This window comes from Dapis brunnea BLCC-M229 (assembly GCF_050015995.1).
In the GTDB taxonomy this organism is placed as follows: domain Bacteria; phylum Cyanobacteriota; class Cyanobacteriia; order Cyanobacteriales; family Microcoleaceae; genus Trichodesmium.
Map to the genome: position 1 here is coordinate 45,542 of NZ_JBNHEP010000141.1, position 17,002 is coordinate 62,543.

The following is a 17,002-nucleotide window of genomic DNA, read 5'->3' on the forward strand; positions in this document are numbered from 1 at the left end:
AAATTCATTAAAGATTTATCCATATTAATCCGTATATCCGTGGCAAAATCCTTGTATGCCATCCCTCCTAAAAATCATCCTCTAAAGTTTCAATTAATAAATTCATTAAAGATTTATCCATATTAATCCGTATATCCGTGGCAAAATCCTTGTATGCCATCCCTCCTAAAAATCATCCTCTAAAGTTTCAATTAATAAATTCATTAAAGATTTATCCATATTAATCAGTATATCCGTGGCAAAATCCTTGTGTGCCATCCCGCCTAAAAATCATCCTCTAAATCATCCGTATATCCGTGGCAAAATCCTTGTTTGCTATCCTCTAAAGTTTCAATTAATAAATTCATTTTTTGCTCACCTTGAGTGAGAAAAGCTTCACATTTTTGCAAATCTGCTACAGCAAGAGAAAACTTTTCAAATACTTCCTCTAATGTTAATTCCCCTGATTCAATTTCATCAATAATCTCCTCAATATTAATAACAGTTTCCTCATAATCAAATTCCATTTTTTTACTCCAGACTCTCAGATTCAAAAATATCCATAATTTTAACTTTTACCTTACCACTATTTAACTGAATTATCAATTCTTGGTCTGCCATTAAATCTGCTGTCGAATTTACTAACTTACCATCCTTTTTTTGCACGACTGCGTAACCTCTAGATAAAACTGCTTTAGGGTCAAGTGCTGCTAACCTTTGCCTTAACATCTGACATTTAACAGTTGCTTTGTCTAAAGTTCGGGAAGTTTGAGGAATATTTTTCAGTCGAATTTTGAGAGACTTTAAATTTGCCTTTTCTTCATTAAACCTAGTTCTCAAAGCATCAATAATTCTTTCAACTCTTTGACAATGTTCGGCATAAAGTTGATTTTGGTCTGGCATAATTTTTTCTGCTGCTGCGGTGGGAGTATGAGCAGAATAATCTGCCACTAAATCTGCTAAAGTTTCATCTCTTTGATGACCGATACCCGTAATAATTGGAATTTTACAATCAGCAATTACTCTAACAACTCTTTCATCATTAAAACAGGATAAATCTTCTACTGCTCCACCGCCTCTAGCTAAAATTATTACTTCGGCGCGTCCGTCTAATTCAACTTTTTTTATTGCTTTAACAATGGCTGGAGGAGCAAATTCTCCCTGTACTAATGTTGGGGATAATAATATTTTTACGAGGGGAAAGCGTTGTTTAATTGTGCGTTGAATATCTCCCCAGGCAGCAGCAGTATCGGAAGTAACAACGGCAATTGTTTGAGGAAACTTGGGGAGAGTTAGCTTATTTTCTGAGTCAAATAAACCTTCTGCTTCTAGACGCGAACGTAGTTGTAAATAGCGGAGATTTTTTATTCCTGCTCCCGCAAGAGAGACAGTATCAACTATTAATTTATAGTCGCCTCTAGGAGGATAGAGACTGATTCTACCTGTGACAATTATTTGTTCTCCTTTTTCTGGTTGATGATGAATATTTTTGAGAGTATTTCTCCAAATAGCACAGGGAAGAGAGGCAGAATTATCTGGTTCAGAAAGCGTGAAATATAAATTTCCTGAATTTAGCTTGGCGCTAGAGACTTCTCCGATAACTGATATTTGTTGAAGTTGGTAGTCTTCTTCTAAAATGTCTTTGATATAAAAGGTAATTCCTGCAACTGAGAGAGGTGATTCTTCTATGAATTGTTCGGGAATATTTGCCGTCATTGATGATAGTTTGGTTTGGTTGGGTTATTGTGGGTAAAGTTTACAATAAAAGAAAGCTAAAAGTCAAAAAATTAAGTAGGGTGTGTGACGGAATTCTTAGTTATATCTTTGAGAATTTATATTCCTGTAGCCGTCACGCACCTTTAGGATAGAATGGTGTAATAAGTGTAGGTTGGGTTTAGGAACGAAACCCAACAATAAGGCACTGAATTTTCTTTTTTTATCCCCTTTAAAGAAAAAGCTTGAAACCTAATTTTCTAGTCTTATGCAAAATTTTATTTTGAGTTCCTATAATTTCTCCTTGAGTAATTTTGGGAGTGGGATAATAAAATTATTTTACTCAAATGTTATAGTTTTGTCTGAGCGATCGCTCAGAGAATAAAATTATTATTGGTTTGGCTTTTGGAATTATAATATAGTAGTTGTTAATAATATCATATTTGATATGGATGCTGAGGAACTTTTAAGGTGAAAAAATTATTGAAAAATCAAGTTTTCGATTCCTTGGATTTCTTACGCAGAATCCTGAGAAATATATTAACTGGATTTAGTCAAAAAGATATTGCTTCTTGTACAGGATATGATTTTATTCTTGAAGCATTATGTGTAGTCAGATTTTAAGAAATTGGTATAACCTTGTCTCATTTATCGTAAATATTTGTTAACCAATGCTCTTTAGGGTAATGGCGTGATTTATAATTAGGGAAGACCAAGAAATAAATCATCCCACTAGATGGGATTAGCATCCTGCTCTTGCTTATGTTATTAGAGGGCAAGATGTCCACAAGAGATTTTGGGATAATTTATAAATTGGAGGTCTCTTAATGGCAAAAAAAAACCAAACCCTCATAAGTTATGCCCCAATCCTCGCCCTTAATCAACAAAAACATCACAAAGGAACAAACACACCAGTATTTGTTTACCAGCATGGTTTCCCATCGTGGAACGCCCGTAAGCTTTGCAATGAGACAGGACGGACGCATCTTTTACAGCGTATTGGATATGTCGAATACGGAGCAAAATGCTACGGTATCCGATGAGCATGATAAAAATTATTGGTCGAAGGTTAATTTCGAGGGTGTAGATGCAAGTCAGTTACATTTCCCATCGGAAATCATGCAGGTTGGGTATGGCGTGGTGCCCAACTTTCCGATTGGCAAATACGACAGCAATAATAACAAGATTATTAATAGAGAGGAAGCTGGAAAGCCCCTAGATGCAAACGGCAATGAATTGTCTGCAGAAGCCATTAAGGATAAAACCGATCCCTTCTATTCCAGTACAGCAAGGTTAGGTGCCAAAGCTCAGTTTCAGGTACTCTCGGATGGCAAGTACATTTATTTGTTTCGTCAGTCTATTGCAGGGAACGATTATAATAATGAAAACCCGGCTATTGTAAACAACACCCTTTTAGTAGATCGTTTCATCCTCAGCGGAACAACTTTAAAGCTCAGTAGAGAAATACGCTATCAGCGCAGCCGCCACAAAACAGAACCTGAATCTCGAAAAGACACTCTCTCCGCTGTAGATGTGGAAGGCAATCCATTTTATGAGCCTACCCGTGAATTGGTTTTTGCCAACAATCTAGCTAATGGAAATTTTTCTGTGCTGTTGTTACCGGGAGCAGATTCAGAAGAACAGCGCTGGCAGATTTTTACGACTGACGCTGTAACCGGCAAAGTAAATAGCTTCAATATTAGATTTGATTACAGCATTGTGTTCGATACCAGCGACTCCCAAACAGTCGTCAACGAATTTATCGAAAAATATGGGCTTAATGATGGTTTGGTTTCCGATGTAAAAACTAAAATTGATAGGTACACCGATTTTACAGTTAAAGTTAAATTTGGTGCATCGGATACGAAACTAATTATTTCGGCTTCTAACGATATAGCGGCAGGGGATCTGTTGCTGATTGCCGATGAACTTCTGGCTATCCAATCCATACATGCTAATTATGTGGTAGTTACTCGTGGACAACTCTCAACGACCGCTGCTTCTCACCTTGCTAATACAGACATCAAACTGATTAAACCTGGTACCACTACTACCACCATTAATGAAGGTACTGGGTTTTTGAATAATGACCCCACTCTGACCGTTACATCAGCTGATGGATTTTCCATCAACGATTACATTTGCATTGACAATGAAATTCTTCTCGTCAATGCATTATCTGGAAACGATTTGACCGTTACACGTGCCCAACTGGGTACCACAGTGGCACCTCACAACAATGGGGCGGGTGTAACCATTCTGAACGTTCAGTCAAAATTTTTATCAGTTACAGCAACGGGGGATAGTGTAATTACAGGTGATGGTGTCACAAATGGAAACTACTTTACAAGTGAAGGAAATCAAATAACGATAACCAGTGGAAAAATAAGTGCGATTACATCGCCTGGGGAGGATGGCTATACCAGCCTTGACAATCAAATCACGAAGGATCTATTGCCTCAAAGTAAATACAGTGGAAAAGGTATACCCGAAGATGCTTTGACTGAGGTAGTTTACACCATCCGAACAGGGGTTGTTAAGGATGATTTTATTCCTGCATCTGACTCTGAATGGCCCTTAATTGAATATGAAAGTGATAATACTGCCATTCAAGCCAAATATACGGTGAATGGTGTACTTAAGGAAGAGTATTCCTTTCAAGCGCCGACAGACAAGCTAAAGCCTAAGTCAGTTGAATACACCCCTGGTAATGGCTTGTCATCATGCTATTACTACCAACAAGAAATGGGTGCTGACAATAAACCTATGAAAAACAAAGCCTGCGTGATGCTTGCTCTAGGGCTCGAAGACAAAAGACCAAGTGAACCAAATGAACCAAATAAAAATAGGCTCGAAGACAAAAGACCAAATGAACCAAATGAACCAAATGAACCAAATAAATACATAGGTATTCTAAACTTTTCTGCGGCTGCTTCTGGCCGGTTGAGCCGCTTAACCACCGATACTGTAAACATGCCGGACATAAACGTTCAGGCACTGGATGAGAATCCATACGATACATTGGAAGACATTCCAACCAATGACGAAAATGGCGTGGCATGGCAGCAACCTCAAAAAATGAGGCTCCTCGATATCGACCCCAACGGCTTAAGCACCAGTGGAGGGGTACTTAAGTTTGCCTACACAAGCGCTCCTATTGGCATAAGCGCAGGCTATTCGGATGCTGTTGTAGCAACGGAACCCTATTTGTTTGATGATTCCCTAGGAAGGGTAAACCTTTATTTTAAGGGAAAGAAAGAGAATTTCTTCGTGCTTTACTTTGATCCTACCGGAAGTAAAAGTTTAACGGTTAAAGATTCTAGTTCGCAGAAGGTAAACCCTCCACTGTCTTTGAAACCGCGCCTCGATCGTGACATGATCCTCAATGTGGTTGCCAATGTGCCAAATAATAGCAATACATGCACCATAACCGTGAATTCACAACCAGGCAATGAGGAAGTAGAAAAATGGAGTCACCTCCCCAAGCGCTTTTCTCAAATTACCGGCATTTTGAATGGTAGCAGCCAGTTGCCACTGGGAACACTGGAGCCGCTGGAAATCCACGGCGATCCCAGAGCAGCTTATATAAAACCCCAGACAGGCAACGGTACCTTCAAACTCCGTACCACTGTAGACAACAATCTCATGTTCCAGGTTACAAATGCATATGCCGCTCAATTAGCTGATGGTGTCGAACATTCCGTGTCATTGAGCAGTTTGTCTGATTACCTGGACAGTAATCCCATGCTGAATATTGCCAAAAAGCAGTTCTCTTTAGTTAAAACTGCCAATGTAACAGTTAAGGCTGACGTATTTTACAAGTCATATCTGTCTGGAATGGTTACTAATATTGGCGACATAGATAAACTTTGGAAGTATTTGAAACGCCAAAACTTCCTACAAGAGGTTGCTAGGCCACCAGAAAAAGGAGAAGACAAAGGAGAAGACAAAGGAAATTTAAGGTCTGGAACGATGACAGGCGATCGTGCATCTTTGAGCGATGATATGGCTGATGCGGACATCGATAATTTATCTCTGCAATTGCTGCAAGAGGGTAATGAAGCTGACAAAAAAGCTAGACGAGCAAGATTGAAACAATCCCTGATTGCATTGATCCTGGATGTGGCAAAAGTCCGTATTATCACCTTTACAGTACAGGATACCAATGCCCAAAGTGTTGACCGCTTGGAAGCCGGTTTAGCGGTTAGTGTTGGGTATGATTATGCAACCCATTTTACCTGTACCCCAGCCAACCTTGACGGAATCAGCGCACCAAAATGGGAACATTCCAGAAGCTATCTATTTAATGCTGAGGTCAAATACGATGCAACGATAAATACAACAACTGAAATTACTCCTAGCTTTGACTATGAATATGACATCAATAACACCATCGGCGAATGGGAAGACTGGGAGGCTAGCCTAGCTCTCGAGTTTAACCCTGCATCGTCCACCAATGGTGCCCTATTAAACACTGCCGATAGCGGCAAACTTGAAGGATTGCGGCCCACGGAAAAAGGCTTGAGCGTGGAAGCCTGGGTTAAGCCATCCAAAGATTCTAACTTTAACAATCCGGGAAGTATTGTTTACTATAAAAAAGGTAGCCAGAATTACTCGTTGGGCATTGAAAAGGATATTGATGACAGCTATAAATGCGTGGCTACCCTTGGCGATAAGAAATATACCAGTAAAAATTCGTTTCCCTTTCAATCCGAAGGGAAGGAGCAATGGATGCACCTGGCTTTTACCCATAAAAAATATTGGGGCTATCAACTCAATAACAAGAACTTCATCAATTGTGGCAATGACAGTTCCTTACAGCTCATAGATGAATTCACCTTGGAGGTACTGGTGAAGATCGATGCAGCAGGTACTCTTCTGGAAAAAGAAGGTGAGTATAGCCTATCGGTTAATGGTAGCAGTGAAGTTGTTTTTGACTGGGCAGGTACAAATTACTTAGAGGAGTTGATTGAAGATGTCGTAAATAAGCCTGACAAGCTGGATTCATTAAATCAATTTTATAAAATCACTTTAATCCGATCCAAGAACAAACCACAGACAGAACCTACGAAAGTGGAGTATCCCATTACCGGTGGCAATCAGGAAGTAGGAACTGATTCTGGTGGAAAAAAGTGGTACGAGGACAAAAGCCAGGAAGAGATTATAAAGGGTATGGCTGAAAAGCAAGACCAGATAGATAGCAACATGAGTCTTAACCAATCAAATATGCTTGGTGCCAACCCAGACCCGTCATCTGACTCCAGTCCAAAATATTACCATACCCTCATTGTTACAAAGAGTGACGAAAGCGCGACAGAATGGACCAGTATCACTCCCAAGGAAATAGAAAGTGTGGAAGCTTTTAAGGATTTCAGAATGGGAGGCAACGGCTTCACAGGTACTTTCGCCAGTGTACGCATCTGGAATCGCGCACTTTCCACAAGCGAAGCAAAAGCGCTAACTGTGCCGGAAAACAAGGCAGGGCTGCTATCGCACTGGCGTATGGCGGAAGGAAAAGGCAAATACCTCTACGATGATGTGAGTGAAAACCATGGGATTGCATCCGAGGGGACATGGGTAGATAGCCCGCAAACCAATCACCCTGGACAGTTTCAATTTTATGTGGATGGGTCCCGTCAACCCCACGATACTCCCATAGACTATACTGCACAAGGAGTCGATCAGTTAAGCATAGGGGGCATAAAAACAACTTCCAGTTCTCAAGGCCACTTCAAAGGGACTTTGGAAGAGATCCGGATTTGGAATGGTCCGCGTACCAACGAACAAATTACTGACAATGCCTTTGGACGATTGAAAGGGGAATGGGAGCAGTTGCTGGCTAATTACACGTTTGATAAGCTGATCGACCAGACGGGTAATAAAGTACAGGATGCCAGTGTTAACAGTACCCATTTGACGATTCAAAATCGTAACATGCTTAAAGAGGTGCTTTCAACCGCACCGATCGCTACCGAAATCCCTCAAGTCCGGTCGGCGCTTACAGGAGTATTGACTGAATACAATAGCACTCTAGACTCCCGGCCCGGAGTGGTGGAATACGGTGATGTGCAGAAAAATGACGACGGTACTCTCAATGGCATCTTGAAGCGCTGTTATTCCTTTATTGATGCAGACCGTGTCTGGAACCGGATGACTGGTTACAAAGTAGGTAACCTGGTCAGCCAGTGGTACGGTCAGGCGCAGTTTGCACCCCAAGTAATAGGCTATTTGGAAGGGCCACCGCCGGTGCCTGCAGAGAACTTCCCGGTTGGTAAAGATGGGGATGTGGATACCTATGCGTATAAATTGAACAACTCCATCAGTTTCAATCAGGCTGAAGAAGTTTCCTATAATTACAGCACTGCCAAGGAGGCGGGCTGGAATGCTACTGCTGAAAGTGAGGCAAAGGCTGGTTTTGGATTAAGCTTTGTGATAGCTCCATTTGGTTTTGGTATAGAACAAGCGGCTGAGATAGGGGGCAAGGCTACATCTAATTGGGAGTCTTCCGGCAATCGTTCCCAAAGTTATGAGGGTGGAGTAAGTGTGAATACCGATCGCGCCTTAAGCGCTGCACTTGCGGGCTATGACAATGGCAAGTCAGGTGCCGAACGTTACTACAAACTCGGAAATACCGGCTATGCCCTGGTCAAGTCAAAAACCGCAGATCTGTACCTGCTGCGTCTGGCACATAACAATGCCCTGGTCAGCATCTACTGGCAGCCCAATCCCGATATTCCGGAAGATGTCAACATCATTCCTTTCCCCATCAATCCGCTTTATACCAAGCAAGGTACGTTGGACGGCAAATTTGGTAAAACTACGGATGAGCATTATCCGCAGGCACAGGGTGTCTATGGTGAATATAGTTACTTCAAACCCCGCGAAGCTTATAAATTGAAAAAACAGATTGATCGGGAACGAAAGGAGTTAAAAGAATACTTTAGCAGATTTGATGTTGGGAGTACGAGCGACAAAATGAAAGCAGCTATTGCTGCGACGGGAGTTGCACAACTCGCCAATCTTGTTGTGGGTTACGGGCCTTTAGCTATGTCTGTGCTTAATCAAGCATTAGGGCAGGTAGCAACACAAGTTACCTACAACGATACTAAACTTCAGGATGATTTATCCAAAAAAATGAGTTCCAGAAATCTGATTAATAACTATGTTTGGACAGTGGAAGGTGGTTTTTATGCAGAATCTACCGAAGTAACAGAAACGCAGCAAGAAATTTACAGTGGTGACATAAATCTATCATTGGGTGGCATGCTGGGGATAACATACAAAGCGGAAGCAGGGGCAAAACTTGAACAAGAAGCTTTATTTGGTAGTGGTTCTTCATTAACCTTGACCAAATCCAAAACCAAGGAGTCAAGCACTTCTTTTGGCCTGGATGTAAGTGTCGATATTCCCACCTCCCCGCGTTACAAATATGCCGGGATAGACGGGCGCACCCTGCCCAAAGGATTGATCACTCCGGGTACAGTAGATGCCTATCGCTTTATGAGTTTCTATTTGGAACCCAAAGGCAAGAATTTCATCGACCTCTATTCTAAGGTCATTGACCCAATATGGCTCGACGAAAGCCCTGACCCTAATGCCCAGGCCCTGCGCCAGGCACGGGGCAACATAGACAAGGCCAAACCCTGCTGGCGCATTATGCACCGGGTTACCTACGTGAGCCGTATCCTGCCGGAGTTCCAGCCGGAAGCGCCGCCCTCACTGGAAAAATCCATGCAGGCAAGGGGCATTGAGAGCAATTATATGCTTATTAAGAAATTTGAACCCTATGTGGTTAATATTTCTGATTCGGGCACCTTTTTCGCTAAAATCGAAGAGGTTATTGATACTCAATTACCTGAATTTGACGCGTATAAAAAACAGATCAAATACTATCTGGCACTTTATTTCAATATTAACCAGGCATAACTATGGGAGTCTAGTCAATTTCATCACAAAGCGTACACTTTACCACTTTATTTACTATGGAATTCTACAAAAAACAGGAAAAAAAATCCGGTGATGGGTTAGCCATCACTGAATGGAATGACCTAAGCAACGCCGTTGCCGGTAATTCGGGTTTGACACTTGCTATCAACCAAGCAGATCAGGTTGGTATCGGAACAGACTCGCCGGGACAGAAACTCGTGGTGGAAGGCTCGTCGTCGAATCAAGGGAAGCATAACGGGAGCAACTTGTCGTTTTCTGGGACTTTCGCCATCAAGAGCGACGCCCCACAGATCGACTTTATAGACATTAATAATAAGGATTGGACTATCCACGTCAACAGTGACAAAATGTATTTTATTAGAGAACCGTGGGAATACAATCATTTAGTCCTCGACGGAACGGTTGACGGAGCGGGTAAAGTTGGCATCGGCACTGACACTCCTTCTACGAAACTCGAAGTAAGTGGCGATGTAAAAGCGACCAGTTTTATTGGTGATGGTTCACAACTGACCAACTTAAGTGTAGGAGCTACGGGCTTAAATGTACAGAATCGTCTGGAGGTCAACGGCACGTTATCCGTAACCGGAACAGGAGGTCGAAACTACTTCAAGGATGTTGAGAAATCAGATGGTAGTGGTCTGAGGGTTGGTGCGGTTTGGGGCATGTATGGAATCTATGCAGAAACCGGAAAAGTTGGTGTCGGTGGGGCTGATGGAGTGAACCTACAAAATAATGCGTTAAACGTATTGGCGAACGGCAATGTAGGTATCGGCACCATCAACCCAGATGACAAGTTGCACATACAAGGCACTGGAACAGTTCGTGGGTTCGTAAAAACTTCTGGAAATTTTGCTTTCTGGAAGGCGGAGAACTCTGACAGAGCGTATGGTGTTGGTGCTTCTTTTTCTAGGTTTAGCATATACGACTATAACGCAGATGCTAACAGGTTAGTAATCGACAGCTCTGGCAATGTAGGCATCGGCACACCCTCGCCGAAAGCAAAGCTTCATGTGAACGGTACATTTAAAACAAAACTGGATATAATCAGGTGCAATAATCGGGCAGATTGGAATAATAGCAATCATCCTGTAGCAATTTATTTCAAAACAAACTTAGCTGGCGAACCACCAGGAACAACGCTGATGGCAATAACTGATCTACCTGCGTGGGTATACCTTGTATGGCAAGGATTCGTCGCTTATGATGGTTCCATTTGGGTAAACCATCTGCATTGGAATGACAAACCCTGGAATAATCCACAAAAAGTTTCTTAGAGACACAATTAAAATATCGAAAGCAAGCAAATGAAACAACAACTAAAACAACGCCTTCAAGAACTTAAAGCCGAATTTGAATCCGGTCAAAAAGTATTTACAGAACTCGATGACAAGCGGACCAATGTTCAAAACACCCTACTCCGCATTCAAGGAGCAATTCAGGTGTTGGAAGAAGAACTCGCCAAAGTAAACGAAGATGAAACATCCGTTTCGACCAATGAGTTAGATACTGAAGCCTTAACTGCAAACAATGATGTAAACCCTGAAACCTTAACATAGCAACGATTTAATTAATTATATTGCCCTTAATAACAGGAATGTTGATACTGTTGGCGAAAGTAATCATTGTGTGTAAGGTTTGTGCTTTGTTAGGCTAATGCTCAAAAGATTAGCTACTGGGTAAAAAGATACCAAATGGGTTCTATATATCGTTTAATGAAGACGCGAATGGTTAGAAACTTTGATGACTGCTGCCACTACTGTTCCTAAAAACAATCAAAAAGCTCATTCTTGGCAATATATACTCCTAACTAAACCTAAATTACTTCCCTTTCCTATCACTTTTGAAACTAATGAAAATTTGAAATGGCATAGACTCATAAAATTGGTGTTTTTATCGAACTCACGTTAACAAAATTAGAAGCAAGAAAATGACGGCATATTTTTTAAATGTAACTGATGCACCCTACAATGCACCCAATGATCGTTCGGCGGATGCTAGCACAGCTATTCAAAAAGCTATAGACGATGCCAGTGCTGCCGGAACCAAAGCCACCGTTCTTATTCCGGCAGGCGAATACCGCCTCGATTCAGGACTAAGCATCGAAAATGCAAGTTCAGTACAGATTCAAGGTGAAGGAGCGTTCAACGGAACCACCTTTTTTTTTGGTCAAGAATCGGGGGATGTGATCACCTTCAACAATTGTCAGCATTGCAACCTCAGCCTGATAAACATTCAGTACAGCGGAGTCGCTACCGGTGGAAACGCGATTGTCCTGACTAATAATTGCTATGTGGTAGAAATTCACGATGTCCGCATGGATTATTGTTTCAATGGTATCTGGATTCAGCAAGCAACTGAAACTCGCCTGTCAAAAACTCAATTCCGCTATTTGTTGGGATTTTATGGAGTCAAATTCGGGGGCGGAAGTGCGAACCAGAGTTGTTATCGAGCAATCTTACACGACATTATTGCAGACAACCCCCTTCCATTGCCTTATCCTGATAATACTGTTGCTCACCCCACAGGGGCGGGTAATTGGCAAGCAGATACAGCATATAACGAAAAAGATACAGTCGTCACATCAAACGGTATCTACCAATGTATAGAACCAGGAACATCTGGGACCACTGAACCTAGCGACAATCCAAACGGGTTGCGGAACCCAACGCCAGTCAGCGATGGTGGGGTTTCATGGCAATTTGTTTCCAGAAAAATCACGTGGGTAGTTCAAGAAAGCAATGGATTCTCTCTTGTCCTCAGCAAAGCAGCGTTACTCAACGGGTGGGTGGGGTACTCGATGCAAAACACCAGCGCCCCGGAGACGCCACCACTATGGATAATTGGAGATGATATTGAATGTGACCACAGTTATTACGCCAATATTCAACTACTAGGCGGCAGTGGAGCATACATTAATAATAGTTGGTTTGGCTCCTGCTTTAGCGGGAATGGTATGAACATTATTCCCCCCTTCCAGGGCCAGGTATCTATGATAAATGTCCGCCTCTCGTTTGCGGCACAACATGGTATCTTTATTGGGACGTATGGTACCACTTCAAACCCGAAAGACATTCTTATCCAAAACAATTTTATCGGAGGAAATGGGCAGAGTAATCCAAATACTTACAACGGCATTGTTGTTGCCGGAGATGTAAAAGGGTTACAAATTATTGGCAATAAGATTGGAACAGATCTTGCAAATCCCCATGTAAGTCAATATTCAGGCGTATTCATCAAGGAGGCAGATCAGTTCATTGTTACAAACAATAATCTGATAGAAAACATTACGCAATCATTGGTAATTGACACTGAAAGTTCAAACTACATTGCTAAAGACAATTTAGAAAAATAAAAAAAAATTGATAGAGGTGAATAAATGCAATTACAGCAGTTTCCGAAGCTATGAGGTACAGTCCTATATTCTTAGTTTTTGACTTGCTGAATTCTATCTGAAAATAAGGTGTACCTCATTACACCGGAAAGTGCTGTAACTGGGAGCATCCCATAATTGACTGAATCCATGACAAAAAACACTTTTGTAATTGTTCTATATCTAAACTGGCAAAAACTTGAGCAAATGTATCGTGAGAAGGAATTCCATTTGGTAGTTCGCTCAAACTCTTTTAGCCATTGATGTTTAGATTGCCCATAAGCTTCTATATCCACCCATGTATCCGCACCACAAATTACAGCACAGATAGTAATCGTAATAATATCAATTAATTTATGACGTTTGGTTCTATCTACTCTTGGGTCTTCTAGTTCATTAAAATATTCATAAATACTCTTTTGGGACTGGAGTTTCATTGTTAAATATTACTATTATTACTATAATAAGAATTATCCTTGATAAATATCTAATATTCAATCTGAATTAGGTTTTTTTAAGTATTAATTATTGAGTTAACTATTGAAAACTTTGGTATTTTTTGATGGTGATTTGCTGCGCGATAGACTTCCAGTCCGCTTTCCTACGGAATGCTACGCAAACGCGTTTCGGCTGTCGCCGACATGAAAGGCGGAGGATGGTGGCGGCAGCTATATCGCATAGTCTCCATTTGAAATTATCTTCTTGGTCATTTGTCAAAAAATTTAGATGCGTTTGCCCTGGGGAGTAGGGTAGGGACGTTGCATAAGGGCGTCCGTATGGGAGAAAGATTGTTGTTGGGTTTTGGTTCTTCAACCCAACCTACATCTATTGCATCATTTAAGGTATGTCAGTCTACTACAGCTTCTTTACTGTGGATAAAGCTTACAATAAATTAATCCTAAAAGTTAAAAAATCAACAGAGATATTTAAAAAATATAGTATGGATTTTCCTGTTTGAAGGTAATTATTATGAATCATACTAATAATGCTAGTTGATGAGAAAGTAAATATTTCAAAAAAGCTGAGATGTAGTTTTGAATGGTTTCTCGATCTTTTTACTGGTGTCTCATTTAATTCAAGTTTGAATTAACAAAATTAAGTATTATTAGTGATTAATGAAAAAAAGAAAAAAATCAATTTTTAGCCATAAATGGCAAGTATTTTGCCTAACAGTAATTGCTTGTACTCTAACACTATGGGTATCTCCAGTTATTTCCCAAAAATCACAAGCAGAAACTTCAGCCACAATTGCAGCAATTACTACTGAAGAACCCGAAATTCCTGTTGATGAGCTGAAACTTTTGCTCAAACCTCTGACTCAGGAGGAATTAGAAGTCGAAGCCAAAGCTTGGCAGGATTTGCTCAAAGCCAAAGTTCAGGAAATTAGCGATGCTGAGATTGCAATCAAACGCAAAAATCGGGAAACCAGAAAATCTGAAGCAGCGGTTGATGCTATAGAAAAAGCTCAAAAATCTCTTGAGGAAGCAGAGGAAAGAAAAAAGACTGCATCTCCTGGTTCTCCAGAAGCAGAGGAAGCTGAAAAAAATCTAGAAGCGGCACAAAAAGAACTTGCTAAAGCTCAAGAAGCAGTTGAGGAAGTTGTTGAGGTAAAAAAGCAAAGTGAAGGAACTGAGGAAGCTACCCAAAACCTAGAAGTGGTAGCAGAAGCGATAGAAGATGAAGCCAGTAATACAGATGATATCGATAGTCAACAGGAATTAGTAGAGAAAGAAAAACAGTTAGAAGCATTATCGGAGCAACTCGAAGATTCTACTGAAGAGGCATCGGAAGTCAAGACTCAATTGGTGGTTGGTGTCACTGAGCTTCAACAGGAACAAACTGCTCTTGCCGATCGCTTTGATACTGTTTTGGATGAATTTGAGAGTAAAGGGGGCAAAGCTGAATCTTTCCGGCAATATATTGAATCTGTTAGTGGTGTCGAGATTGATGTGAGTGATACTGAAGGTTTATGGTTAAGGATAGCTGGTTGGATCAAATCAGAAGAAGGTGGTTTACGTTGGGGTCAAAATATTGGTATCTTTTCCGCAATTGTGGCTACTTCTGTAATTGTTGCTGCGATTTTAGGTTTTGTTACTAATAGAAGTTTGCGAATTGTAGGGGGAGTTTCCGATCCTTTGCGTGAATTTTTGGTCAGAACTGTGTGGCAAGCAACTGTTGGTGTTGGCGTCTTATTAGCATTGACTGCTTTGGAAATAAATCTTGGTCCAATTCTTGCCTTAGTTGGTGGTACTAGCTTCATCTTGGCATTTGCTTTGCAAACCAATATTGGAAATTTGGCTAGTGGTTTAATGATTATGATCTATAGTCCGTTTAATGTAGGTGATGAAGTAGAATTATGTGGAACATCGGGCTACATTGACTCTATCAGTCTCGCTCATACAACAATAAAAGGTTGGACTGGTCAGATTATTACAATTCCCAATAACTCAGTTTTGAGTAGTGTGGTGATTAATCATAATGCCAGAGATACTCGTCGCGTTAGTTTGCAAATTCGGGTTGGCTATAGTGAGAATTTGTCTAAAGTTGAGCAATTACTTTTGGATATTTTTCAATCTCATCCTTTAGTATTAGACCAACCTAGACCAAGTACATTTGCATGGAAATTTGAAGAATATTTCGTCGATCTATATGTAGGAGGATGGACTAAAACTTCAGATTACTGGAGGGTATATAATGAAACTCTTCACCAGATTAAGGAAAGATTTGTTCAAGAAGGAATATCTATTCCTATTCCCCAGCAAAATATTCGTTTTCAAGAGCCTACCCAATTATCTTTGAAACCTGAAAAAAATAGTAGTTCTGTAGTCCAATTAAGTAGCAATTTAGAAAAAAGTAACGCTCAAAGCTAAAAGAGGGTAGCAACTATATTATATCAAATCTGGATAATTACTATACCCAAGTCATTGCAACTGGAACGGAGTGGAAGGAAGCAATCTCCTCAATTCTTGAGATTGCTTCCTATCGTGGCAATGACAACTGTTCAACCAGATTCTAGGATTAGGTTGAAAATTAATTCAAAACCTACTCCTAAATTAATCAATCTACACTACACCAACAACAACTTCATCTAACTGTTTCAAGAACTTTTTAATCAACCCAATAGTCAGTGCCGGAACTTCCAATTGAGGAGTTAAACCCACATCATCTAATGTTTGAAAAATCTTCACAGCTTGAGGATTTAAATCTGCTAAACGTTGACCTATTTCTGGACCTGTAAATTCCGATTTTTTACCCCAAATAATTGCCGTGGGAATTGTTAATTGACTCATATATAATGATAGGTCAAAACACAAATCTCCCCGCACAAAAGATAAAGCAGCATACTCAGCATTTGGTTGATTTGCTGACTCTAAATATGCCTCTACAATTTCATCAAAAATCAAACTAGGATTACCAAATTGTCTTGTTTCTAGGAAACTTTTAATTCCTCCTGGAGTGGCAACACCAGCACCATAAATAAAACGATCTAGTATTGGTGTACTTACCAGTTGAGCAAAAAAGCTGCGGGTATAATTTTCACCGAAGTCTGATAAACCAGCAGGAGTTGTCAATATCAGAGACTTGAATAATTCCGGACGAGCGATCGCTACTCTCACCATTATTGCAGCAGTCAGGGAAGAGGCAATAACTCTGGTGGGAGGTTGACAAGTTTGTTCTAAAAATTCGGTAATTGTGGTGATGTAGTCATCAACTTTGTAATCTAATGCTTGATGTTCGGATCGCCCCCACCCAATTAAGTCGGGAGCCAGGATGCGGTATTCTGAGGCGAAGGCAGGGTAAACCTTCGACCATTCGTAGGCAGATGAACCTCCACCAAAACCGTGGAAAAATACCAGAGTGGGTAAGTCGTCGGTGTTGTCAGTCTCAGTTTTCCAGGGTGCTTTGTCATTCGTGTAGTAGACCATGCGACCTTGGGAGGTGACAATTGATTTTTGTTCAAAACCTACAGGAATAAACATAGTAATTTTAGAT

At 40.7% G+C, this 17,002-nt stretch carries 8 protein-coding genes and 1 pseudogene; 5 read left to right on the forward strand and 4 right to left on the reverse strand.

The genetic code is table 11. The annotated features are described in order from the left end of the window. Nucleotides 1–263: 263 nt before the first annotated feature. The gene (gene xseB, locus ACP6PM_RS16630; protein WP_426586500.1) at nucleotides 264–506 is read right to left on the reverse strand and encodes an exodeoxyribonuclease VII small subunit; all 243 of its coding nucleotides are present in this window, start codon (nucleotides 504–506) and stop codon (nucleotides 264–266) included. Nucleotides 507–510: 4 nt separating this feature from the next. Next, a complete protein-coding gene (gene xseA / locus ACP6PM_RS16635) occupies nucleotides 511–1,695 on the reverse strand; it encodes an exodeoxyribonuclease VII large subunit (RefSeq protein WP_426586502.1) in 1,185 nt (394 codons plus the stop codon). Between the two features lie 855 nt (nucleotides 1,696–2,550). On the opposite strand from xseA, the gene ACP6PM_RS16640 reads away from it, so the two are divergent. The 4 genes from ACP6PM_RS16640 (at nucleotide 2,551) to ACP6PM_RS16655 (ending at nucleotide 12,991) form a co-directional block, all read left to right on the forward strand. Beyond that, nucleotides 2,551–9,618, forward strand: a complete 7,068-nt coding sequence (locus ACP6PM_RS16640) for a hypothetical protein (protein ID WP_426586504.1) — start codon at nucleotides 2,551–2,553, stop codon at nucleotides 9,616–9,618. 56 nt (nucleotides 9,619–9,674) lie between these two features. Next, nucleotides 9,675–10,913 carry a hypothetical protein gene (locus tag ACP6PM_RS16645; RefSeq protein WP_426586506.1) on the forward strand — a complete coding sequence of 413 codons (1,239 nt, stop codon included), beginning with the start codon at nucleotides 9,675–9,677 and terminating at the stop codon, nucleotides 10,911–10,913. A 30-nt stretch (nucleotides 10,914–10,943) separates the two neighbouring features. Then, entirely contained in the window at nucleotides 10,944–11,195 is a 252-nt protein-coding gene (locus tag ACP6PM_RS16650) for a hypothetical protein (RefSeq protein ID WP_426586508.1), read from the forward strand. Between the two features lie 371 nt (nucleotides 11,196–11,566). Further along, complete coding sequence (locus ACP6PM_RS16655; RefSeq protein ID WP_426586510.1) at nucleotides 11,567–12,991, forward strand: glycosyl hydrolase family 28-related protein; 1,425 nt, start codon at nucleotides 11,567–11,569, stop codon at nucleotides 12,989–12,991. A gap of 154 nt (nucleotides 12,992–13,145) precedes the next feature. Here the strand turns inward: ACP6PM_RS16655 and ACP6PM_RS16660 are convergent. Further along, nucleotides 13,146–13,446: pseudogene (locus tag ACP6PM_RS16660) on the reverse strand (ISAs1 family transposase); the annotation flags it as partial. Nucleotides 13,447–14,124: 678 nt separating this feature from the next. On the opposite strand from ACP6PM_RS16660, the gene ACP6PM_RS16665 reads away from it, so the two are divergent. Next, entirely contained in the window at nucleotides 14,125–15,879 is a 1,755-nt protein-coding gene (locus ACP6PM_RS16665; protein WP_426586512.1) for a mechanosensitive ion channel family protein, read from the forward strand. 192 nt (nucleotides 15,880–16,071) lie between these two features. Here the strand turns inward: ACP6PM_RS16665 and ACP6PM_RS16670 are convergent, their stop codons facing one another. Next, on the reverse strand, nucleotides 16,072–16,989 hold the full coding sequence (locus ACP6PM_RS16670) for an alpha/beta fold hydrolase (protein ID WP_426586540.1): 918 nt from the start codon (nucleotides 16,987–16,989) through the stop codon (nucleotides 16,072–16,074). Nucleotides 16,990–17,002: the final 13 nt, after the last annotated feature.